Origin of the sequence: Pseudomonas sp. Leaf129, assembly GCF_001423465.1 — a bacterium.
Lineage (GTDB): Bacteria > Pseudomonadota > Gammaproteobacteria > Pseudomonadales > Pseudomonadaceae > Aquipseudomonas > Aquipseudomonas coleopterorum.
The window spans coordinates 232651-254954 of sequence record NZ_LMOC01000007.1; the positions used below are offsets into that span (position 1 = coordinate 232651).

Below are 22304 nucleotides of genomic sequence, written 5' to 3' on the forward strand. Positions count from 1 at the left end.
ATGACCGACTACAAAGCCACGCTAAACCTTCCGGACACCGCCTTCCCAATGAAGGCCGGCCTGCCCCAACGCGAGCCGCAAACTCTGCAGCGCTGGGACAGCATTGGCCTGTACCAGAAGCTTCGCGAAATTGGCAAGGACCGTCCCAAGTTCGTCCTGCACGACGGCCCGCCCTATGCCAACGGCAATATTCACATCGGTCATGCGGTCAACAAGATCCTCAAGGACATGATCATCCGTTCCAAGACCCTGGCCGGCTTCGATGCGCCGTACATGCCGGGCTGGGACTGCCATGGCCTGCCGATCGAGCACAAGGTCGAGGTCACCCACGGCAAGAACCTGGGCGGCGACAAGACCCGCGAACTGTGCCGTGCCTATGCCAGCGAGCAGATCGAAGGCCAGAAGGCCGAGTTCATCCGTCTGGGCGTGCTCGGCGACTGGGCCAACCCCTACAAGACCATGAGCTTCCCCAATGAGGCCGGCGAGATCCGTGCCCTGGCGGAAATGGTCCGCAACGGTTTCGTGTTCAAGGGTCTGAAGCCGGTGAACTGGTGCTTCGACTGCGGTTCGGCCCTGGCCGAGGCCGAGGTCGAGTACGCCGACAAGAAATCGCCGACCATCGACGTTGCCTTCCCGATCGCCGATCAGCAAGCGCTGGCCGATGCCTTCGGTCTGCCAGGCCTGGAGAAACCGGCCAGCATCGTGATCTGGACCACCACCCCGTGGACCATCCCGGCCAACCAGGCGCTCAACGTGCATCCCGAGTTCACCTACGCGCTGGTCGACGTCGGTGACCGCCTGCTGGTGCTCGCCGAAGAACTGGTGGAAAGCAGCCTGGCCCGCTACAACCTGCAAGGCTCGGTCGTCGCCACCACCGTGGGCGCCAAGCTGGAGCTGATCAACTTCCGTCATCCGTTCTACGATCGCCTGTCGCCGGTGTACCTGGCCGACTACGTCGAGCTGGGTGCCGGGACGGGCGTGGTGCACAGCGCCCCGGCCTATGGTGTCGACGACTTCGTCACCAGCAAGCAATACGGCCTGACCAACGACGACATCATCAGCCCGGTGCAGAGCAACGGCGTGTACGTCGAATCGCTGCCGTTCTTCGGTGGCCAGTTCATCTTCAAGGCCAACCAGAACATCGTCGACAAGCTGGCCGAAGTCGGCGCGCTGATGCACACCGAAGTGGTCAGCCACAGCTACATGCACTGCTGGCGTCACAAGACCCCGCTGATCTACCGCGCCACCGCGCAGTGGTTCGTGGGCATGGACAAGCCACCGGTCGAAGGCGACACCCTGCGCGAACGCGCGGTCAAAGCCATCGAAGACACCAAGTTCGTCCCGGCCTGGGGGCAGGCGCGCCTGCACTCGATGATCGCCAACCGTCCCGACTGGTGCATCTCGCGCCAGCGCAACTGGGGCGTGCCGATCCCGTTTTTCCTCGACAAGGCCACCGGTGAACTGCACCCGCGCACCGTCGAGCTGATGGAAGAGGTGGCCAAGCGCGTCGAAGTCGAAGGCATCGAAGCCTGGTTCAAGATGGACCCGGCCGAGCTGCTGGGCGACGAGGCGGCCAACTACGACAAGATCAGCGACACGCTGGACGTCTGGTTCGACTCGGGCACCACCCACTGGCACGTGCTGCGCGGCTCGCACCCGATGGGTCATGAAAGCGGCCCACGCGCCGACCTGTACCTGGAAGGCTCCGACCAGCACCGTGGCTGGTTCCATTCCTCGTTGCTGACCGGTTGCGCCATCGACAACCACGCGCCGTACCGCGAACTGCTGACCCACGGTTTCACCGTGGACGAGAACGGCCGCAAGATGTCCAAATCGCTGGGCAACGTCATCGCCCCGCAGAAGGTCAACGACACCCTGGGCGCCGACATCATGCGTCTGTGGGTTTCGGCCACCGACTATTCGGGCGAAATGGCCGTGTCGGACACCATCCTGCAGCGCAGTGCCGATGCCTATCGTCGCATCCGCAACACCGCGCGCTTCCTGCTCTCGAACCTCAGCGGCTTCAACCCGGCCACTGACCTGCTGCCAGCCGATCAGATGATCGCCCTCGACCGCTGGGCCGTGGACCGTGCTCTGCTGCTGCAGCGCGAACTGGAAGAGCATTACGGCGAGTACCGTTTCTGGAACGTCTACTCCAAGGTGCACAACTTCTGCGTGCAGGAGCTGGGCGGTTTCTACCTCGACATCATCAAGGACCGTCAGTACACCACCGGCGCCAACAGCGTCGCCCGTCGCTCCTGCCAGACCGCGCTGTACCATATCAGCGAGGCGCTGGTGCGCTGGATCGCGCCGATCCTGGCGTTCACCGCCGACGAGCTGTGGCAGTACCTGCCCGGCGAGCGCAACGAGTCGGTGATGCTCAACACCTGGTACCAGGGCCTGAGCGAGCTGCCCGAGGGCTTCGAGCTGGACCGTGCCTACTGGGAGCGGGTGATGGCGGTGAAGACTGCGGTCAACAAGGAAATGGAAAACCAGCGTGCGGCCAAGGCCATCGGCGGCAACCTGCAGGCCGAAGTGACGCTGTACAGCGAAGACGCGCTGAACACCGACCTGGCCAAACTGGGCAACGAGCTGCGCTTCGTGCTGATCACCTCGGGCGCCACCCTGGCGCCGTTCGCTCAGGCTCCGGCCGATGCGGTGGTCACCGACGTGGCCGGCCTGAAGCTCAAGGTGGTCAAGTCGGGTGGCGTCAAATGCGCGCGTTGCTGGCACTTCCGCGATGACGTGGGCGTTAACCCCGAGCATCCGGAAATCTGCGGTCGCTGCGTCGACAACATCAGCGGTGATGGCGAGGTGCGCCACTATGCTTGATTCGTCGGCGTCTTTCGGTCGCTACGGTCACTTGAAGTGGCTGTGGCTCAGCGTGCTGGTCATGGCGCTGGACCAGGCCACCAAGTTCTATTTCGATGGCAACCTGCAGATGTATGAGCAGATCGTGGTCATTCCCGACCTGCTCAGCTGGACCCTTGCCTACAACACCGGCGCCGCCTTCAGCTTCCTGGCGGACAGCGGCGGCTGGCAGCGCTGGCTGTTCACCCTGATCGCCGTGGTGGTCAGTGTGGTGCTGGTGGTGTGGCTCAAGCGTCTGGGCCGCGGCGACACCTGGCTGGCGATTGCCCTGGCGCTGGTGCTGGGCGGGGCGGTGGGCAACCTGTTCGACCGCGTCGTGCTGGGCCATGTGGTCGATTTCATTCTGGTGCATTGGCAGGATCGCTGGCGTTTCCCGGCGTTCAACCTGGCCGACAGCGCCATCACCGTCGGTGCGATCATGCTGGCGTTGGATATGTTCAAGAGCAAGAAAAGCGGAGAAGCGGTGCATGACTGAGCAGCGAATCAGGGAAAACACCGAAGTGACCCTGCACTTCGCCCTGCACCTGGAAAACGGTGATACCGTCGACAGCACATTCGACAAGTCGCCGGCGACTTTCAAGGTCGGCGACGGCAACCTGTTGCCAGGCTTCGAAGCGGCCCTGTTCGGCTTCAAGGCCGGCGACCGACGCACCGTCAAGGTGCTGCCGGAAAACGCTTTCGGCCAGCCCAACCCGCAGAACGTGCAGGTCATGCCGGCATCGCAGTTCGAGGGCATGGAGTTGTCCGAAGGGTTGCTGGTGATCTTCAACGACGCCGCCAACACCGAGCTTCCGGGCGTGGTGAAGGCATTCGACGACCGTGAAGTGACGGTAGACTTCAACCACCCCCTGGCAGGCAAGACCCTGACCTTCGAGGTGGAAATTCTTTCGGTCACGGCCCTTTAAGGGCACCGAGGCAAGCATGCAAATCAAACTCGCCAATCCCCGCGGCTTCTGCGCGGGTGTGGACCGAGCGATCGAGATCGTCAACCGCGCGCTGGAAGTCTTCGGCGCACCGATCTACGTCCGTCACGAAGTGGTGCACAACAAGTTCGTGGTCGAAGACCTGCGCAACCGTGGTGCCATCTTCGTCGATGAACTCGACCAGGTGCCCGACGACGTCATCGTCATCTTCAGCGCCCATGGCGTCTCCCAGGCCGTGCGTCAGGAAGCGGCCGGACGCGGGCTCAAGGTGTTCGACGCGACCTGCCCGCTGGTCACCAAGGTGCACATCGAAGTGGCCCGCTACAGCCGCGACGGACGGGAGTGCATTCTCATCGGCCACGCCGGACACCCGGAAGTGGAAGGCACCATGGGCCAGTACGACGCCAGCAACGGAGGCGCCATCTACCTGGTCGAAGACGAGGAAGACGTGGCCAACCTGAAGGTCGTCAATCCGGAAAACCTCGCCTTCGTCACCCAGACGACGTTGTCGATGGACGACACCAGCCGGGTCATCGACGCATTGCGTGCGCGCTTCCCGGCCATCGGCGGACCGCGCAAGGACGACATCTGCTACGCCACGCAAAATCGTCAGGACGCGGTCAAGATCCTGGCCGACGAGTGCGACGTTGTGCTGGTGGTGGGCAGCCCGAACAGCTCCAACTCCAACCGCCTGCGCGAGCTGGCCGAGCGCATGTCCACTCCGGCCTATCTGATCGACGGCGCCGAAGACATGCAGCAAGGCTGGTTCGACGGCGTGCAGCGCATCGGCATCACCGCCGGCGCCTCGGCCCCCGAAGTGCTGGTGCGCGGCGTCATCGAGCAACTGCATGCCTGGGGCGCGACCGGTGCCGACGAGCTGATCGGCCGGCCGGAGAACATCACGTTCTCGATGCCCAAGGAATTGCGGGTCAAGGCGATTACTTGAGTGACTTGCGGCACTCATCATCGCGGTTGCGTACGTAGCTTTTGTCTAGCCTGAGCCTTCCGGCCCAGCTGAGGATAAGTCGCGTACGCGCCTTGTTGTTGCGATCGCACACGAAGAGCGTTCCGGGGTTTCCGGCGCCGCCCACCCCGGCAACAGCGCCGAACGTGTTGAAACGCACCTCCTTGCGCATCCATAGGTTTCCTTCGATCCTGATCGCGCCGTCCAACACGCTCTCGCGCAGGACAGTGCTCGAGCTGGAAGGCAGCCCGCGCCTGTCTGGCACTACCTTCCATCCCCAGCCCCACCCCTTGTCCGACGCGCGGACGACCATAGGGGTATGCCTCACAACCGCTTCGGTTCGGGCCATTTTCAGGGTCGCGACCAGCTCACTGACGATCATCTGACGCCGCTGCTCTTGCAGCATTGCACGAAAGGCCGGCACGGCAATCGCCGCGAGTATCCCAACCACGGCCAGGACCGCCACCAGCTCCACCAATGTCACTCCCTTGCTGTTCATGCCAACCCTCCCTGGGTTTCTGTGCAACAGGCGCTGATCCCTCTAGAACAACCGTATATCCTGTGCGCCCAGCGAACTGCGCGAGCGCTGGTTTATAGTCAATGCTCCTGGGGGAGGCGTCCAATGCGGCATGGTTACAAGGGGTTTACGCTGGTCGAGCTGATGGTGACGATCGCGGTGCTGGCCATCCTGGTAACCGTGGGTATTCCCTCGTTCGTTGCCTTGATGAACAACACCAAAGCGGACACCGAGTCGACGGATTTGTATCGGGCACTCAACTATGCGCGGCTCGAGGCGATCAACAGGGGTATGAATGTGCGGGTCAGACCACAGACAGCGAACACCTGGACCAGCCAGCTGAATATCCAGTCGGTCGCCAACGGCGCCGTGGTCGATACGCTCAGGGTGATCGCCCCCATGGCCACCTCTGCCATGGTACTTCCCAACGACCTGGCTTTTATCGAATACAGCAGTCTGGGCGCACTGGTAGTGCCGGCCAGCAAGTTTGAGTTTGTCTACACGCGCGGAAGCTTCAGCAGGACTCTGGGCGTCTGTGCGAACGGTCGCATCGTGCCGAGTGGGGCTTGTCCATGACTCGGCCTGCGAAACAGAAGGGTGCCAGCCTCATCGAGGTGCTGGTGTCGCTGTTGGTGCTGGGCATCGGACTGCTTGGCGCGGCGGCCCTCCAACTCAATGCCTTGAAGTTCACTGATAGCTCCACCTTGAGCAGCCAGGCCAGTTTCCTCGCCTATGACATGATGGATCGAATCCGTGCCAACCCCAATGCCAACTACGCGCTGTCCGCCCTGAGTGCCGCGCCGACCAGTGGCGGTGGCTCCACTCGCAATCAGGATCTGGTCGACTTCGCCGCCAACGTCACCGCGCTCGGGGGAGCAGATGCCGCAACCAGCAGCATCGACGTCAAAGGTCGGTTGGTGACGATCACCATCAGATGGTCCGATGCTCGTGCAGCGGGCGCGTCCAATGTTTCCAACGTAGCCGGCACCGATGCCGCCGTTCAGGAGTACAAGCTCGTCAGCCGCGTGGCAATGGACAAGGACATCAAATGAGACGGAGCATGGCCGGTATCGGTCTGATCGAGCTGATGGTGGCAATGACCCTGGGTCTGGTCATCACACTGGGCGTGACGCAGATATTCCTGACGGCGAAGAACACCTACCGCTCGCAAAGCGCGGCAGCCGCTATTCAGGAGGACGCGCGGTTCATACTGAGCAAGATGATTCAGGAAGTCCGTTCCGTGGGGATGTTTGGTTGCCTGGCCACGGTGCAGGACAGCAGTAAGGAGGGGGATTTCGCCGCTGCCTTCGCGACACCTATTACCGTTACCAGATCTTCGAATGGCAATGTGGTCCTGACGCTGGTGTACGCAGATGTCGGCGAGAATGGCCCGTTGCCCACTTGGCAGATTCGTTCGGATTGTAAGTTTAGCGCGACCGCGTACACCGGCGGACAGGCGCCTGCATTGGTGGCAGGGCAACTGACTTTCCCTATCCGCAGGGTGGTTTACTCCTACAGCAGTAACTCGATCAATGTCGGCCCAAAGGCTGATAGCGTTTCTCCTTTGATCAACAATGTCAGCCAGTTCGACGTGACCTTCGGCATGGCCTCCAACGACGCCGACGAGTTTGCTTCCAGCTATGTGGCGACGCCTACCAACTTTGCGCTGATTCGCAGCGTGCGCATTGCTCTGAAGGTCACCGATGGCAATGCGACTGCACTGGCGAGGGAGCAGTCGTTCAGCGTCGTGGCTTCCATTCGGAACCGTCTATTGTGAGGAGGCCTGCGTTGAGTTCGATTTCATTGGGGCGACGCCCTGGCCAACAGCGAGGCATGACGCTGATCATCGCGTTGGTATTTCTTCTGCTGCTGACATTGATCGGCATCTCTTCAATGCAAAACGCAACCCTGCAAGAAAAGATGGCTGGCAGTGTAAAGCTACGCAACGAGTCCTTTCAAATGGCTGAGGCGGCGTTACGGCTGGGTGAAAATGCGGTTGCGGCGTCGGGTTATACATTGGCGGTCTGCGCCGATGTGACCCGGTGTGCGCCTCCTGTCCTGGCCAATACCGGCCTCCCCGCAGCAGGCAACGATGCCAGTTCCGGGGTGATATGGACCGCTGCGGCCAGTGGTGGTCTGTACGGGGTTCAAAAGTTGGGCACCACCAAAGACCCTGCCATCCTTGCCGCGAGTATTCCCGTGACGGAAAACGGTATCTCATTCACGCTTTACAGAATCACGGGCGTCGGATTGCAGGGCACATCCCGTACAGTACTGGAGACCCTCTATGCCAAGCAGCAATAAATCGACGCAACGCTTGGCCTGGTGGCGCAGCTGCCTGCTCGGTGCACTGGTGAGCGCCTATGTGGCGATGCCTGCCTATGGTTTTACACCATCGAGTTCGCCCCTGCTCAGCGCAGGCGCCGTTACGCCAAACGTGGTATTGCTGGTGGATAACTCCGGGAGCATGAACAGCCTCATCCGATCGACTGCGTTCAATCAGTCGGACGCCCAGACAGCTGTCTACACCTGTAGTGCAAACAACGACTGCCAATATGTAAACGCGCTGGACATGAGCAGCGAGAACATTTTCTACAGCAGTTTCAACCAAGGCACCTGTGCCAGCCGGGGCTTGGTTGGCTACAGGATGTTCTACAAGTTCATTACGAACCGTCTGGTCTGCATGAAACTGCCTGATCCTGTAGGCTCGGGCAACACCCGTTACTCGGCCAACTATGTTTCCTTTCTGTATGACCAGGTTGCGGCCAATAATCCAAACAGGGACTACACCGATGGTGTTGTCATTCCCAATGACTACCGAATCAACGTAGCTCGCAAGACGGCGGTCGATCTGGTGGGCGCCAATCGTAATCTTCGCATCGGTCTGGCGACGTTCAATCCGCCTGCCACCGGTAACCCTGGCCCGGGCGGCAACATCGCTCGAGCCGTCGCGGACATCTCGGCCACCTCGGACACGACCAAGGCCAACTACACCGCCTTGGTCAATGCCATCAATGGTTTGGGTGCTGTGGCAAACACGCCGCTGGCCGAAACCTACTATGAGGTGACGCGCTACTTTCGTGGCATGGCGCCCTACTACAACTCATCGCCTTCAACCTATACCAGCCCCATTCAGTACCGCTGTCAAAAAAACTACGGCGTGGTGATCACCGACGGTCTGCCGACCTATGATCGTACGTTTCCCAAAGACGATCCCTTGGGCGGTAGCAACTTGCCCAACTGGGATGGGATCAGTACAAACGACGGCAACAACATCAATGGCGACGGTGAGGGCGATACCCTCTACCTGGATGATATTGCCAAGTTCGCCTATGACATCGACATGCGCTCGGGCGGTACCGATCTGGCCGGCAAAAGTTGGGACTCAAGTGATTTCGTCCAGCAGAACATGTTTACCTTCACCGTGGGCTTCACGGCCAACAACGACATGCTTTCGGACGCTGCCGACTACGGCAAAGGCCAGTATTACCAGGCTACCGATGCTGCCGGGCTGACGGCGGCACTGGGCGCCGCGCTCAATGCCATTTCTTCGGTGGCAGGCTCGGGTGGGGCAGGCGTTTCCAGTTCGGCAACGTTGACGACAGGCGCGCAGTATTACGAGACGTTCTACGATCCGACCGATTGGCGCGGCACGATCAAAGCGTTCAACTACAACGCCAATGGTACGGTCAACACCAGCAAATACAACTGGAGTACCGACGATTTGATCAAGCCCGGTACGACATCGGTCTATCAATCCTGGAATACGGCCGATAACGCCGCCGTCACGCTGGCCTTCGATAACTTCTCCACTGCACAGAAAGCGTCGCTGAATGCCAATCTACCTCGCACCATTACAGGGGCTGACTTGGTAGAGTGGAGCAAGGGGACCAATAAAGCAGGATTGAAAACGCGCACGGTACTGTTGGGCGATATCATCAACTCGCCGCTCGTCTATGCATCCCCTACCGCCAATACGGCCTCAGACTCGGTCGATGACAGCAGCTATTCAACCTATTTGACCAACAAAGCCAAATCGATGAATCCCAACTTGCTGGTCAATACCAACGATGGGTTCGTCAATGTCATCAGCACCAGCGGTCGCCGGATCTATGCGTACATGCCTTCGAGCGTACTGCCCAACCTGCATTACGTGGCCGATACCGATTACGTCAACGGTACATCCCATACCTTTCTGGCCGATGGACAAATCACGGTGGCCGATGCGCCACAGAGTAAGACATGGAGAACCGTTGCCTTGGGCGGAGTCGGCGCCGGTGGCAAGGCGTTCTATGCCTTGCAGTTGTTCGACAACTCAGCCGGAAACACTATCAAGGCACTGTGGGAGATTCGTGCGCCCGATACCGCTGACGCCAGCAATACTTTCAATGACCTGGGCTATGCCTACGCCAAGCCAGAAGTGGGGCGATTGAGGGACGGTACCTGGGCGGCTTTCATCAGTAACGGATATGGCAGTGCGGCCGGTAGAGCGGTTCTATATGTCGTCAATTTGAACACCGGGGCGGTCATCAGCAAACTTTCGACACCTATTGTGAAGCCCGGAGAAACCGATAATGGGCTATCGTCGGTCAAGTTGCGCCTTAACGCACAGGGCTATGTCCAGTATGCCTATGGCGGTGATCTGAAAGGGCGGCTATGGAAGTTCAATTTCGCAACCACCGACAAAGGCGTAGAGCCAACGACACCCCTGTTCACAGCCGCTGGCGAAGCCACACAACCGATCACCGCCCAACCTGTCATAGGCAACTACACCAACGGCCGCAAGTTGATTTTCTTCGGTACCGGAAAGCTCAACGAGTCGGCCGATAAAACCACCAAGAGCCCGCAAGCCTTTTACGCCATCCTGGACAGTGATGCTTCCACGACGAACTACACCCAATCGCAGTTGCAGCAGCAGACCATTACCAACATCACGGGTCAAACTGTTTACACCAGCCAGAACAGCGTCGACTACACGTCTCGTATGGGCTGGTACATGCCGCTCACCTATCAGGGCATCAATGCCGGTGAGCGGGTGATTTACGCTGCGCGTTTGATCGAGGGTCGTATCTATTTCAGTACCGCCATTCTGGATACTACGGATCCTTGCTCCAGCTCCGGTTCGGGCAAAATCATGGAGGTGGATGCTGCTACCGGTAAAATGCTCACCAACTTTGCAGTATTTGGAAGTACGACCTCGATCAGTGGCTATACCATCAGTGGCGGATTACCCAATTTCTCCGCCTTCGTAGGCAGCGATAGCAACAGCACCGACTCACCCAGCCAAACCATCACGGTGCAGGATTCCAATGGTAACCTTTTCACCTATACCGAGCCCGGCGCCGTACAGAATCGGCGGATCATGTGGCGACAACGACAGTGAGCATGCCTATGGAAAAGCAGCAGGGTTTTACCTTGATAGAAGTGATGATCGTAGTCGCCATCGTCGGCATCCTCGCCGCCATCGCCTACCCCAGCTACACCGAGTACGTGAAGCGTACCCATCGGGTCGAGATCGGCCAGGTACTGGCCGAAGGTGCACAAAATTTCGAGAGGGGGTTCACTCGGACCGGCAGCTACGCCAACGTCGCCGACGTGGCGGGTAATGCCTGGTACAACATCGTGACGGTGAAGGACGCCACCACGTTCAGCCTGACGGCAGCGCCAAGGGCAGGCACCATGATGGTCGGTGACAAGTGCGGCAGTTTCGTCATCAACCAGACCGGCGCGCGGACCAACACCGGCATGGCCGCCGGCACCACTTCCGCCACCTGCTGGGGCCGCTGAGCCTTCTTTGGAATCGTTTGATGTCTGAGCATGTTCTGGTTGTCGGCGGCGGTGTCATTGGCCTGCTGACAGCCTATAACCTTGCCGCCCATGTGGATCGCATCACCCTGATCGATCGCAGCGCGGTGGGCCAGGAGTCGTCCTGGGCGGGCGGCGGTATCGTTTCACCGCTGTATCCGTGGCGCTACAGCCCGGCAGTCACTGCCCTGGCGCATTGGTCACAGGATTTCTATCCACAGCTGGGGCAGCGTCTGGCTGCCGAGACGGGCATCGATCCTGAGGTGCACACGACTGGCTTGTACTGGTTGGACCTGGAGGATGAGGCCGAGGCGTTGGCCTGGGCCGAGCGCAATCGTCGGCCGCTGGCAGCTGTGGATATCTTGTCCACCTATGCAGCGGTGCCGGTGCTCGGGGCTGGGTTCAAGCGGGCGATTCACATGGCGGATGTCGCCAACGTGCGCAATCCGCGCTTGGTGAAGGCGTTGAAAGCGGCGTTGAATGCCATGCCCAACGTGAGCGTGCGTGAGCACTGTGAAGTGCAGGGTTTCGTGCTGAATGGCCCGCGTGTGATCGGTGTACATTCAGCACAAGGCGAGCTGCTGGCCGATGAGGTGGTGCTGACTGCGGGAGCGTGGAGCGGTGAGTTGCTGCAGACCTTGGGTGTCGGCTTGCCGGTGGAGCCGGTCAAGGGCCAGATGATTCTGTACAAGTGCGCTGCCGACTTTCTGCCGAGCATGGTGCTGGCCAAGGGGCGTTATGCGATTCCCCGCCGTGATGGGCACATCTTGATTGGCAGCACGCTGGAGCATGCGGGCTTCGACAAGACCCCAACGCAGGAGGCGCTGGACAGCCTGATGGCCTCGGCGGTCGATCTGCTGCCAGCCTTGGCTGATGCCACGCCGGTGCGGCAGTGGGCCGGGCTGCGTCCGGGGTCGCCGGAGGGGGTGCCGTTCATTGGTCCGCTTCCGCGGCATCAGGGTCTGTGGCTGAACTGCGGGCATTACCGCAACGGGCTGGTACTGGCGCCGGCTTCGTGTCGTCTGCTGGTGGATTTGATGGTGGGCCGTGACACCGTGATCGATCCAGCGCCTTACGCACCTCAGGACCGAATCGACCTATAACAGCGCCACAAACCCTGTAGCAGCGGCGCGAGCCGCGTCTGGCCCTACCGTGTTCATTCAGGTACACCGCATGCACCGCCGACGCGGTAGCAGGGAATCAATCCAGCCCGAGCTTCTTCAGCCGATAGCGCATCGAACGGAACGACATGTTCAGGCGCTGCGCCGCCGCCGTGCGGTTCCAGCGGGTTTCTTCCAGGGCTTGCAGGATGAGCTTGCGCTCCACGCTTTCCAGGTAATCTTCCAGGTTGTCGATCTGGGCCAGGCTGGGCTCCCCGGTCTCCACGCTGGACGCCGTTTCACTCAGGCGCAGGTCGCTCGCTTCGATGCGGTCGTCCTCACACAGGGTGTAGGCCCGCTCCAGCATGTTCTCCAGCTCCCGCACATTGCCGGGAAAGCGGTAGCCCTTGAGGGTTTCCAGGGCGGCGGGCGTCAACTGTGCGGCAGGCAGGCCGCTGCCTTGCGCCAGGCGCGCCAACACGCTGCTGGCCAGCAGCGGAATGTCTTCACGGCGCTCGCGCAGACAAGGCACGCGAAGCTCGATCACGTTGAGGCGATAGTACAGATCCTGACGAAAACGCTGGGCCGCCACTTCGGCTGCCAGGTCTTTATGGGTCGCGCTGAGAATACGCACATCGACCACGTTTTCGGTCTGCCCGCCCACTGCGCGCACGGCCTTCTCCTGAATGGCGCGCAGCAACTTCACCTGCATGGTCAGTGGCAGGTCGGCCACCTCGTCGAGAAACAGCGTGCCGCCGTGGGCGGCCTGAAACAGCCCCGGCTTGTCTTCGGTGGCGCCGGTGAAGCTGCCCTTGCGATGGCCGAAGAACTCGCTCTCCATCAGTTCGGCAGGGATGGCCCCGCAGTTGACCGGGATGAACGGTCGATCCGCCCGCGGGCCTTGCTCATGGATCAGCCGGGCGACCAGTTCCTTGCCGCTGCCTGACTCGCCGCTGATGTAGACCGGCGCCTGGCTGCGCGCCAGACGGCCGATTTGCTTGCGCAGGCCGAGCATGGGAGGCGACTCGCCGAGCAGGCGCTGGTCGATGCTCGGTTCCTTGCCGGCAGGAGCGGGCGCTGGCATGCGCAGCGCGGCACCGACCAACTCGCGCAGGCGCGGCAGATCGACCGGTTTGGTGAGGAAATCGAAGGCGCCGGCCTTGAGTGCGTTGATCGCCGTATCCAGGCTGCCGAACGCGGTGATCATGGCTACCGGCACGTGGGAGTAGCGCTGCTGGATGAATTGCACCAGCTCAAGACCGGTACCGTCGGGCAGGCGCATGTCGGTCAGGCACAGGTCGAACGATTCGCGGCCCAGCCATTCGCGGGCTTCGGCGACATCGCGCGCACTGCGGGTTTCCAGCTTCATGCGGCCAAGGGTGATCTCCAGCAGTTCACGAATGTCCGGCTCGTCGTCCACGATCAGAATTTTTTGCCTGGCGCTCATAGTCATCCCTGTTTGCGCGGGTGGGCGAAGGTGATACGCATGCAACTCCCGCCTTTTTCACGTGCCCTGTAGTCTAGGTGGGCCTGATTGCTTTCGCACAGCTCGCGGGAAATATACAGGCCCAGCCCGGTGCCGTTGCTTTCGGTGGTGAAGAAAGGCTCGAACATGTGCTGCAACTGATCGGCGGCAAAGCCCGGGCCGTCGTCCAGCACCTCGAGGATCGGCAAACCGTTGGTCGGCTCCACGAACAGATTCAGCCAGACCTGCGCGCGGCCCTGTTGCTGGGCGCTGTAGCGCAGGCCGTTTTCCACCAGGTTGTTCAGCACCTGGGTCAACTGGTTGGCATCCATGCGCGTTTCCAGGGTGCCGTCGCTGACATACAGGTGCAATTGCTGGCCGGGACGGGCGGTAGTGCGGAACTCACTGACGAAGTTTTCCAGCCAAGCCTTGAGGTCCAGAGGGTGCGGCGCGCTGGGGCGACGACGCGACAGTTGCAACACGTTTTCGATGATCAGGTTCATGCGCTTGCAGTGATCCTGAATGATCTGGGTCAGGCGCCGGTCGGCGGCCGGCAGGTCTTCGGACTCCTGCAGCAACTGGCCTGCATGGCTGATGGCCCCCAGCGGATTACGGATCTCGTGGGCGATGCTGGCGGTAAGGCGACCCAGGGCAGCCAGCTTGAGCTGTTGCGCCTGCTGCGCGATCTGCGACAGGTCTTCGAGAAACACCAGCGTCTGCTGCTGCTCGCCACCGCGGCGCAGGGCAATGAAGCTGGCCTGGATCGACGGACCGGTGGGCGAAAGCTTCAGACTCTTGACCCGCAAGGCTGGGTTGGTCTGCCACTGCAACAGACGCTCGATCAAGTCGGGGGAGTGATCGGCGATCAGTTCGCCATTGAGCGTCATGCGCCCGAACAGGGCCAGGGCGCCCTGGTTGGCCAGTTGCACGCGCAGTTCGGTGTCCAGCACCAGAATGCCGGTGCGCATGCGCTGCAGGATCAGCGAGTTCAAGGCCTCCAGGCTGGTGACATCACTGGCGCGTTGTTCGGCCAGGTTCTCGCTGGTGCTCAGCAGTCGGCTCAGCCCCTGAACCACGAACCACACGGCGAAGCACAACACACCCAGGGTGCTCGCCTGCAGGTAGTCGTTGGCGGCGGCCGGTCGGGAGATGCTCAGGTAGAACGTCAGGTAGATGATGCCGATGGTCGCGAGTGCGGCGATCAACAGGCCGAGGCGACCGCGCAGCAACAGGTTGCCCATGGCCACGGAGGCGATCATCAGGTTGCCGATGCCGCTGGGCGTGCCGCCACCCGCGTAGAACAGGCCGGCGAGCATGATCACGTCGGCGGTGGCCAGGCTGAATACCGGCAGCACCCGGCGCGGGTTGCCCATCAGCACCACGACCAGGATGTTGAGAATGAGGTAGAGCCAGCTGCCGGCGCGGAACAGTTCGCCATCGGCGACTTCCAGCAGGCGGTTGTCCATGTTGCTGGAAATCAGCAGGACCAGGGACAGACCAATGGTCAAGCGGTAGAGGTGGTACAGGCGCAGCATCCGCTGCGCCTGGGCGCCGCCGAGAAACTGCGCTTCAGCGGGCACCGTTGCCGGGCCCTTGCTCCAGATGAGGCTGGCTGCAATACCAGTGGCTGTCACGACGCAACGCGCTGTCCTCTGGCAGGTGCACGCCGCACTGGGCGCAGCGAACCATGGTCAGCGAGGCCGGCTTGTGCTCTTCGCGAGGCGCGCGGGCGGGAGTCTTGAACCTGCGCCACAGCCAGATGGCGGCGAAGACGATGGCGATCCAGAAAATCAGGCGAATCATGGGAAGGTCAGCTTTGCCAGGGAAGATGGCGCAGTGTAGGAGCGAGCCCGACGCGGAGCAAGCGGCGGGCGAGGGTAGGCCTTGGCAAGCCCTGGTGTGAGCAGTCATTGGCTGGGAAAAACACCGGTGGGAGCGGGTCTCTGCCCGCGAAAGGGGCCCTGCGGTGTATCAGGCAGACCGCAGTGAGCCCTTCGCGGGCAGAGACCCGCTCCCACAGGCATACATCTGCTCCACAGGCATACACATACAAATGCCCTCTGCCAGAAGGACAGTGCCTGCGGTTATTCCAATAAAAAAGGGGCCGGAGCCCCTTTTTCAGTACAACCGCGCTTCAGTCGAACAGACCAAAGGTAGCGTAGCTGAACCACGAGCGGCTCTTGCCTTCTTCGGCGTTCGGCTGCTGCTGGTCGGCGGTGCCGCCGTCTTCAGGGGGCAGCAGTTCCTTCGGAATGGCGTCGCGCGCTTCCTGGTACTGGCGTTGCACATCCTGGTTGGCGCGGGTTTCGCCCGGTGGCAGCGGGTCGGTGTTGGAGCCGATCCAGCCCAGGGTGGCCTTGGAGATCCACGAGCGGTTGTCCGCTTCGTCCTGCTGAGGCACGAACTTGCCGTCTTCCAGGCTCGGGTGGTCCGGATAGTTGGCCTTCAGGGTTTCCAGAGTGGTGGCCGCCAGATCGTCCAAGTGCAGACGCATGTAGGCTTCGGTCATCACCGCCAGGCCATCGCCGACGGACGGCGTTTCCTGGAAGTTTTCTACCACGTAGCGGCCACGGTTGGCGGCTGCGACGTAGGCCTGACGGGTCAGGTAGTAGTCGGCCACGTGGATCTCGTAGGAGGCCAGCAGGTTGCGCAGGTAGATCATGCGCTGCTTGGCATCGGGCGCGTAACGGCTGTTGGGGTAGCGGCTGGTGAGCTGGGCGAACTCGTTGTAGGAGTCACGGGCAGCGCCAGGGTCACGCTTGGTCATGTCCAGCGGCAGGAAACGCGCCACCAGGCCACGGTCCTGGTCGAACGAGGTCAGGCCCTTGAGGTAATAGGCGTAGTCGACGTTCGGGTGCTGCGGATGCAGGCGGATGAAACGCTCGGCAGCCGACTTCGCCGCCTCGGGCTCGGAGTTCTTGTAGTTGGCGTAGATCAGCTCGAGCTGTGCCTGGTCGGCATAGCGGCCGAACGGATAACGCGACTCCAGTGCCTTGAGCTTGGCCGTGGCACTGGTGTAGCTGTTGTTGTCCAGGTCGGCCTGCGCCTGCTGGTACAGCTCGACTTCGCTGAGGTTTTCATCGACCACTTCTTTGGTCGAAGAACAGGCCGCGGTGAGTCCGAGGATGGCGATCAGCAGCAGGTGTTTCACTTGCATGGCGGCTAGCGTCCCTATAAACGGCCGCTGTCTCGGGCGTGGCCGTCCTGTTATGATGAGCACCCCGTGGAACCCCCGGGGCAAAAGACGCCGTATTTAACCACAAGCGTGCAGCCGAAACCAAAGGCTGTGCCGCCGCCTAGTCCGAGCATGTCCGAGATCATACAACTTCGCGCAGAGGTACCGTCCGATTTGGGCGGACAACGCCTCGACCAAGTCGCCGCCCAACTATTCGCAGAGCACTCGCGCTCGCGCCTTTCCGCCTGGATAAAAGAGGGCCGCCTGACCGTGGACGGGGACGTTCTGCGTCCGCGCGATACCGTGCATGGCGGTGCCCTGCTCGAGCTCAATGCCGAGCAGGAAGCCCAGGGTGAATGGGTGGCTCAGGACATCGACCTGGACATCGTCTACGAAGACGACCAGATCCTTGTCATCAACAAGCCGGCGGGCCTGGTGGTCCACCCGGCCGCGGGTCACGCCGACGGCACCCTGCTCAATGCCCTGCTGCACCATGTGCCGGACATCATCAACGTCCCGCGTGCCGGCATCGTCCACCGTCTGGACAAGGACACCACCGGTCTGATGGTGGTGGCCAAGACCATTCAGGCGCAGACCCAGCTGGTGTCCCAGCTGCAGAGCCGTTCGGTGAGCCGCATCTATGAATGCATCGTCATCGGCGTGGTTACCGCCGGCGGCAAGATCAACGCGCCGATCGGGCGGCACGGTCAGCAGCGCCAGCGCATGGCCGTGATGGAAGGCGGCAAGCAGGCGGTCAGCCATTATCGCGTGCTCGAACGCTTCCGCTCCCACACCCACGTGCGTGTCAAGCTGGAAACCGGCCGGACCCACCAGATTCGCGTACACATGTCGCACATCAACTTTCCCCTGGTGGGCGACCAGGCCTACGGCGGCCGCTTCCGCATTCCGCCCGCGGCCAGCGCGACCATGGTCGATGCACTGAAAACCTTTCCGCGGCAGGCCCTGCACGCCCGTTTCCTGGAGCTCGACCATCCGACGACCGGTGAGCGCATGGGCTGGGAATCGCCATTGCCCGACGACTTCGTCTGGCTGCTGTCGCTGCTCAAGCAAGATCGCGAGGCCTTCATCGGGTGACCACTTTCGCGCAGGGCCTGTTGCTTCCCGACTGGCCAGCTCCGGCTTCGGTCAGGGCCTGCGTGACCACCCGCGAAGGCGGCGTCAGCCCGGCGCCGTATGACAGCCTGAACCTGGGCGCACACGTTGGCGACGATCCTCATTGCGTGGTGCAGAACCGCCTGCGTCTGACCGCTCACTTCGGCATCCTGCCCGCCTGGCTGAACCAGGTGCACGGGGTGCGAGTGGTCGAAGCCGACCCCAGCCGCGTGCTGGAAGCCGACGGGAGCTGGACCGCTACGCCGGGGATCGCCTGCACATCGATGACCGCCGACTGTTTGCCTGCGCTGTTCTGCAATCGCGCCGGGACCCAGGTCGCCGCCGCTCATGCCGGTTGGCGCGGGCTGGCGGCCGGCGTTCTGGAAGCGACAGTGCAGACGTTCCGCGATCCGCCCGAGCAGGTCATGGCCTGGCTCGGTCCGGCCATCGGTCCACGGCGCTTCGAAGTGGGGGCCGAGGTACGTGAGGCCTTCATGTCGATCCATCCGCATGCTGCCGATGCATTCGCGCCGGGTGCCGCGCCTGGCAAGTTTTTGGCCGACATCTATGCCCTGGCGCGGATTCGCCTGGCGGCGGTCGGAGTGACGGCGGTGTATGGCGGGGGGTTGTGCACCGTAGAAGACGAGCGCTTCTTTTCCTATCGCCGCGCGCAGGTCACCGGGCGCTTCGCTTCACTGGTGTGGCTGGAACCCTAGCTTCGCAGCCAATGGCCCCTCAGCGAGCCCAGTGTGGGAGCGGGCTTGCGCGATAGGCGGCGAAGGGGCCAGCACTGACACAACCCACCCAGACCTACAATCTCGCATCCTTGAATCTTCCCCATTACCCCCCATCTAACTGTCATCCCCGGCAGGTTTTCTTCATCAGGTGTGTCCATCGCTCCGGCCTGCCCCTTTCAGGAAGGTGACTCATGCGTATAGACCGTTTGACCAGCAAGCTTCAACTCGCGTTATCCGACGCACAATCCCTGGCCGTTGGCATGGACCATCCTGCCATCGAGCCCGCGCACCTGATGCAGGCGCAACTCGATCAGCAGGGCGGCTCGATTCGTCCGTTGCTGATGCAGGTCGGCTTCGACGTCAACAGCCTGCGCAAGGCGTTGAGCAAAGAGCTCGACCAACTGCCGAAAATCCAGAACCCGACCGGCGACGTCAACATGTCTCAGGATCTGGCGCGCCTGCTCAATCAGGCCGACCGGCTGGCGCAGCAGAAGGGTGATCAATTCATCTCCAGCGAGCTGGTCTTGCTGGCCGCCATGGACGACAACAGCAAGCTCGGCAAGCTGCTGCTCGGGCAGGGCGTCAGCAAGAAAGCTCTGGAAAACGCTATCAGCAACCTACGTGGCGGCGAGGCGGTCAACGACCCCAACGCCGAGGAGTCGCGCAAGGCGTTGGAAAAATACACCGTCGACCTGACCAAGCGCGCCGAGGAGGGCAAGCTCGACCCGGTGATCGGTCGTGACGACGAGATCCGCCGGACCATCCAGGTGCTGCAGCGTCGCACCAAGAACAACCCGGTGCTGATCGGCGAACCCGGCGTGGGCAAGACCGCCATCGCCGAGGGCCTGGCCCAGCGCATCATCAATGGCGAAGTGCCCGATGGCTTGCGTGGCAAACGCCTGCTGAGCCTGGACATGGGCGCGCTGATTGCCGGCGCCAAGTTCCGCGGTGAATTCGAGGAGCGCCTGAAGTCGCTGCTCAACGAACTGTCCAAGCAGGAAGGGCAGATCATTCTGTTCATCGACGAACTGCACACCATGGTCGGCGCCGGCAAGGGCGAGGGCTCCATGGACGCTGGCAACATGCTCAAGCCGGCGCTGGCCCGTGGCGAACTCCACTGCGTAGGCGCCACCACGCTCAACGAGTACCGCCAGTACATCGAGAAAGACGCGGCCCTGGAGCGGCGCTTCCAGAAGGTGCTGGTCGATGAGCCGAGCGAGGAAGACACCATCGCCATCCTGCGTGGCCTCAAGGAGCGCTACGAGGTTCACCACAAGGTGGCAATTACCGATGGCGCGATCATCGCGGCCGCCAAGCTGAGCCATCGCTACATCACCGATCGCCAGCTGCCGGATAAGGCCATCGACCTGATCGACGAAGCGGCCAGTCGTATCCGCATGGAAATCGACTCCAAGCCCGAGGTCCTGGACCGCTTGGAGCGTCGCCTGATCCAGCTCAAGGTCGAGTCCCAGGCACTGAAGAAGGAAGACGACGAAGCTGCGATCAAGCGTCTGGAAAAACTGACCGAAGAAATTGCCCGGCTGGAACGCGAATACGCCGACCTGGAAGAGATCTGGACGTCGGAAAAAGCCGAAGTGCAGGGCTCCGCGCAGATTCAGCAGAAGATCGAGCAGTCCCGTCAGGAGTTGGAAACCGCGCGTCGGCGTGGCGACCTGAGCCGCATGGCCGAACTGCAGTACGGGGTGATCCCGGACCTGGAGCGCAGCCTGCAGATGGTCGACCAGCATGGCAAAAGCGACAACCAGTTGCTGCGCAGCAAGGTCACCGAGGAAGAAATCGCCGAAGTGGTATCGAAGTGGACCGGGATTCCGGTGTCGAAAATGCTCGAAGGCGAGCGTGACAAGCTGCTGAAGATGGAAAGCCTGTTGCATCAACGCGTGATCGGCCAGGAAGAGGCCGTAGTGGCCGTGTCGAACGCGGTACGCCGTTCGCGTGCCGGCCTGTCCGACCCGAACCGTCCGAGCGGCTCGTTCATGTTCCTCGGCCCCACCGGCGTGGGCAAGACCGAGCTGTGCAAGGCGCTGGCCGAGTTCCTCTTCGATACCGAGGAGGCGATGGTGCGCATCGACATGTCGGAGTTCATGGAGAAGCATTCGGTGGCCCGCCTGATCGGCGCACCACCCGGGTACGTTGGGTATGAAGAAGGCGGCTACCTGACCGAAGCGGTCCGTCGCAAGCCGTACTCGGTGTTGCTCTTGGACGAAGTGGAGAAGGCGCACCCGGACGTGTTCAACATTCTCCTGCAAGTGCTCGAGGATGGACGTTTGACCGACAGTCACGGCCGCACCGTCGACTTCCGCAACACCGTGATCGTGATGACTTCGAACCTGGGGTCGGCGCGTATCCAGGAGCTGGTCGGCGACCGCGAGGCGCAACGCGCAGCGGTCATGGATGCAGTGACCAGCCATTTCCGTCCGGAGTTCGTCAACCGGATCGACGAGGTGGTGATCTTCGAACCGCTGGCGCGCGATCAGATTGCCGGGATCACGCAGATCCAATTGGCCCGCTTGCGCAGCCGTCTGGCCGAGCGCGACCTGAGTCTGGAGCTGAGCGACGAGGCGCTGGATAAGCTGATCGCGGTAGGCTACGACCCGGTGTACGGCGCGCGTCCGCTGAAGCGCGCGATCCAGCGCTGGATCGAGAACCCACTGGCGCAGTTGATCCTCTCGGGCAAATTCCTGCCGGGGACCTCGGTGCAGGCGTCGGTAGTGGATGATGAGATTGTGTTTGCTTGATTGATGAGGGGCAGTGAGGGCCTTTCCATAGGCCTATTGTGGGAGCGGGCTCTGCCCGCGAAGAGGCCCTCACTGACTCACCTCATTGATTTCCGTTGCATTTTCGTTTCAAGGCTTGTAAAGTGCGCCCCGCTGTCGGTCATCCCGCAGAACCAAACGCTTCACCCGGTTCTGAAAAAAAGTTGCAAATCAGTGTCTTGAAAGCAATTTAAAGGGTTGACAGGGGTTTTGAAGATTGTAGAATAGCGCGCCTCAGAGACATGAACGCAGCGATGCGAACAGGTCGAAGAGTTCAAGGCGGTAGTGATACAGGCTTGAAGCTGTAGCAGATGTAGATGTAGATGTACTGAAATTGCTGTAGATGTTCTGAAATTGATAGTTCCGTGATAGCTCAGTCGGTAGAGCAAATGACTGTTAATCATTGGGTCCCAGGTTCGAGTCCTGGTCACGGAGCCAAATTTCATATCGGGGTATAGCGCAGTCCGGTAGCGCGCCTGCTTTGGGAGCAGGATGTCAGGAGTTCGAATCCCCTTACCCCGACCATATTTGGGTCGTTAGCTCAGTTGGTAGAGCAGTTGGCTTTTAACCAATTGGTCGTAGGTTCGAATCCCACACGACCCACCATTTTTGATTCCGGTTCGCCGGGTCGAATCTTAAAAGCCCCACCGATTAACACCGGTGGGCAGCAGAAAAGGCGCCTTCCGGGGTGCCTTTTTTGTACCGGGGTATAGCGCAGTCCGGTAGCGCGCCTGCTTTGGGAGCAGGATGTCAGGAGTTCGAATCCCCTTACCCCGACCATATTCGAAGAAAGGCGCCTGTCATAGGCGCCTTTTTTTTGTTCCCAATTCAACACACCACCCCCTGTAGCAGCGGCGCAA

Annotated in this window: 19 protein-coding genes and 4 tRNA genes; 18 read left to right on the top strand and 5 right to left on the bottom strand. The window is 61.4% G+C overall.

Translation table 11 applies throughout. The features are described from left to right. From ileS to ispH, 4 genes are read left to right on the top strand one after another with little or no spacing between them, the layout of a single operon-like run. The gene (gene ileS, locus ASF66_RS12600; RefSeq protein WP_056844083.1) at positions 1-2832 is read left to right on the top strand and encodes an isoleucine--tRNA ligase; all 2832 of its coding nucleotides are present in this window, start codon (positions 1-3) and stop codon (positions 2830-2832) included. Next, the gene (lspA, locus tag ASF66_RS12605) at positions 2825-3346 is read left to right on the top strand and encodes a signal peptidase II (RefSeq protein ID WP_056844084.1); all 522 of its coding nucleotides are present in this window, start codon (positions 2825-2827) and stop codon (positions 3344-3346) included. The genes ileS and lspA overlap by 8 nt, the downstream gene beginning before the upstream one ends. Continuing rightward, a complete protein-coding gene (locus ASF66_RS12610; protein WP_043192809.1) occupies positions 3339-3776 on the top strand; it encodes an FKBP-type peptidyl-prolyl cis-trans isomerase in 438 nt (145 codons plus the stop codon). The genes lspA and ASF66_RS12610 overlap by 8 nt, the downstream gene beginning before the upstream one ends. Positions 3777-3792: 16 nt before the next feature. Then, positions 3793-4740: a 4-hydroxy-3-methylbut-2-enyl diphosphate reductase gene (gene ispH / locus ASF66_RS12615; protein ID WP_049860956.1), complete on the top strand. Its 948-nt coding sequence runs from the start codon at positions 3793-3795 to the stop codon at positions 4738-4740. Here the strand turns inward: ispH and ASF66_RS12620 are convergent. Then, positions 4733-5257, bottom strand: coding sequence for a GspH/FimT family pseudopilin (locus ASF66_RS12620; protein ID WP_056844085.1), 525 nt, complete (start codon positions 5255-5257; stop codon positions 4733-4735). The two genes, ispH and ASF66_RS12620, sit on opposite strands and share 8 nt — an antisense overlap. A 123-nt stretch (positions 5258-5380) precedes the next feature. On the opposite strand from ASF66_RS12620, the gene ASF66_RS12625 reads away from it, so the two are divergent. Genes ASF66_RS12625 through thiO form a run of 7 tightly spaced genes read left to right on the top strand, consistent with a single transcriptional unit; the run spans position 5381 to position 12183 of the window. Continuing rightward, positions 5381-5851 carry a GspH/FimT family pseudopilin gene (locus ASF66_RS12625; RefSeq protein ID WP_056844086.1) on the top strand — a complete coding sequence of 157 codons (471 nt, stop codon included), beginning with the start codon at positions 5381-5383 and terminating at the stop codon, positions 5849-5851. After that, a complete protein-coding gene (gene pilV, locus ASF66_RS12630) occupies positions 5848-6327 on the top strand; it encodes a type IV pilus modification protein PilV (RefSeq protein WP_056844087.1) in 480 nt (159 codons plus the stop codon). The genes ASF66_RS12625 and pilV overlap by 4 nt, the downstream gene beginning before the upstream one ends. Further along, positions 6324-7052, top strand: a complete 729-nt coding sequence (locus tag ASF66_RS12635) for a PilW family protein (protein WP_056844088.1) — start codon at positions 6324-6326, stop codon at positions 7050-7052. Before pilV ends, ASF66_RS12635 begins: the two co-directional genes overlap by 4 nt. A gap of 56 nt (positions 7053-7108) precedes the next feature. After that, positions 7109-7579 (top strand): pilus assembly PilX family protein, encoded by a 471-nt coding sequence (locus ASF66_RS12640; RefSeq protein WP_056844089.1) that lies wholly within the window; start codon positions 7109-7111, stop codon positions 7577-7579. Beyond that, entirely contained in the window at positions 7563-10658 is a 3096-nt protein-coding gene (locus ASF66_RS12645; RefSeq protein ID WP_056844090.1) for a pilus assembly protein, read from the top strand. The genes ASF66_RS12640 and ASF66_RS12645 overlap by 17 nt, the downstream gene beginning before the upstream one ends. A gap of 8 nt (positions 10659-10666) precedes the next feature. After that, positions 10667-11062 carry a type IV pilin protein gene (locus ASF66_RS12650; RefSeq protein WP_156463195.1) on the top strand — a complete coding sequence of 132 codons (396 nt, stop codon included), beginning with the start codon at positions 10667-10669 and terminating at the stop codon, positions 11060-11062. A gap of 20 nt (positions 11063-11082) precedes the next feature. Beyond that, positions 11083-12183, top strand: a complete 1101-nt coding sequence (gene thiO / locus ASF66_RS12655) for a glycine oxidase ThiO (protein ID WP_056844092.1) — start codon at positions 11083-11085, stop codon at positions 12181-12183. Between the two features lie 97 nt (positions 12184-12280). Here the strand turns inward: thiO and ASF66_RS12660 are convergent, their stop codons facing one another. The 4 genes from ASF66_RS12660 to ASF66_RS12675 all read right to left on the bottom strand — a co-directional run bounded on the left by ASF66_RS12660 (position 12281) and on the right by ASF66_RS12675 (position 16802). Further along, positions 12281-13627 (bottom strand): sigma-54-dependent transcriptional regulator, encoded by a 1347-nt coding sequence (locus ASF66_RS12660; protein ID WP_177331300.1) that lies wholly within the window; start codon positions 13625-13627, stop codon positions 12281-12283. Between the two features lie 2 nt (positions 13628-13629). Next, the gene (locus ASF66_RS12665) at positions 13630-15225 is read right to left on the bottom strand and encodes a sensor histidine kinase (RefSeq protein WP_056844094.1); all 1596 of its coding nucleotides are present in this window, start codon (positions 15223-15225) and stop codon (positions 13630-13632) included. Continuing rightward, the gene (locus ASF66_RS12670) at positions 15215-15448 is read right to left on the bottom strand and encodes a PP0621 family protein (RefSeq protein ID WP_049860967.1); all 234 of its coding nucleotides are present in this window, start codon (positions 15446-15448) and stop codon (positions 15215-15217) included. Before ASF66_RS12670 ends, ASF66_RS12665 begins: the two co-directional genes overlap by 11 nt. A gap of 331 nt (positions 15449-15779) precedes the next feature. Continuing rightward, positions 15780-16802 carry an outer membrane protein assembly factor BamD gene (locus ASF66_RS12675; RefSeq protein WP_049860968.1) on the bottom strand — a complete coding sequence of 341 codons (1023 nt, stop codon included), beginning with the start codon at positions 16800-16802 and terminating at the stop codon, positions 15780-15782. 150 nt (positions 16803-16952) lie between these two features. Here ASF66_RS12675 and rluD point away from each other — a divergent pair, with 150 nt between their 5' ends. From rluD to ASF66_RS12710, 7 genes are all read left to right on the top strand, one after another. Continuing rightward, a complete protein-coding gene (gene rluD, locus ASF66_RS12680; protein ID WP_049860969.1) occupies positions 16953-17915 on the top strand; it encodes a 23S rRNA pseudouridine(1911/1915/1917) synthase RluD in 963 nt (320 codons plus the stop codon). Beyond that, positions 17912-18649, top strand: coding sequence for a peptidoglycan editing factor PgeF (gene pgeF, locus ASF66_RS12685; protein WP_056844095.1), 738 nt, complete (start codon positions 17912-17914; stop codon positions 18647-18649). The genes rluD and pgeF overlap by 4 nt, the downstream gene beginning before the upstream one ends. Positions 18650-18861: 212 nt before the next feature. Next, positions 18862-21426, top strand: coding sequence for an ATP-dependent chaperone ClpB (gene clpB, locus ASF66_RS12690; RefSeq protein WP_049860971.1), 2565 nt, complete (start codon positions 18862-18864; stop codon positions 21424-21426). A 380-nt stretch (positions 21427-21806) separates the two neighbouring features. Further along, positions 21807-21882: transfer RNA gene (locus tag ASF66_RS12695), tRNA-Asn, on the top strand. A gap of 10 nt (positions 21883-21892) precedes the next feature. Further along, positions 21893-21969: transfer RNA gene (locus ASF66_RS12700), tRNA-Pro, on the top strand. Between the two features lie 5 nt (positions 21970-21974). Further along, positions 21975-22050, top strand: a tRNA-Lys gene (locus ASF66_RS12705). 97 nt (positions 22051-22147) lie between these two features. Beyond that, positions 22148-22224: transfer RNA gene (locus ASF66_RS12710), tRNA-Pro, on the top strand. Positions 22225-22304: the final 80 nt, after the last annotated feature.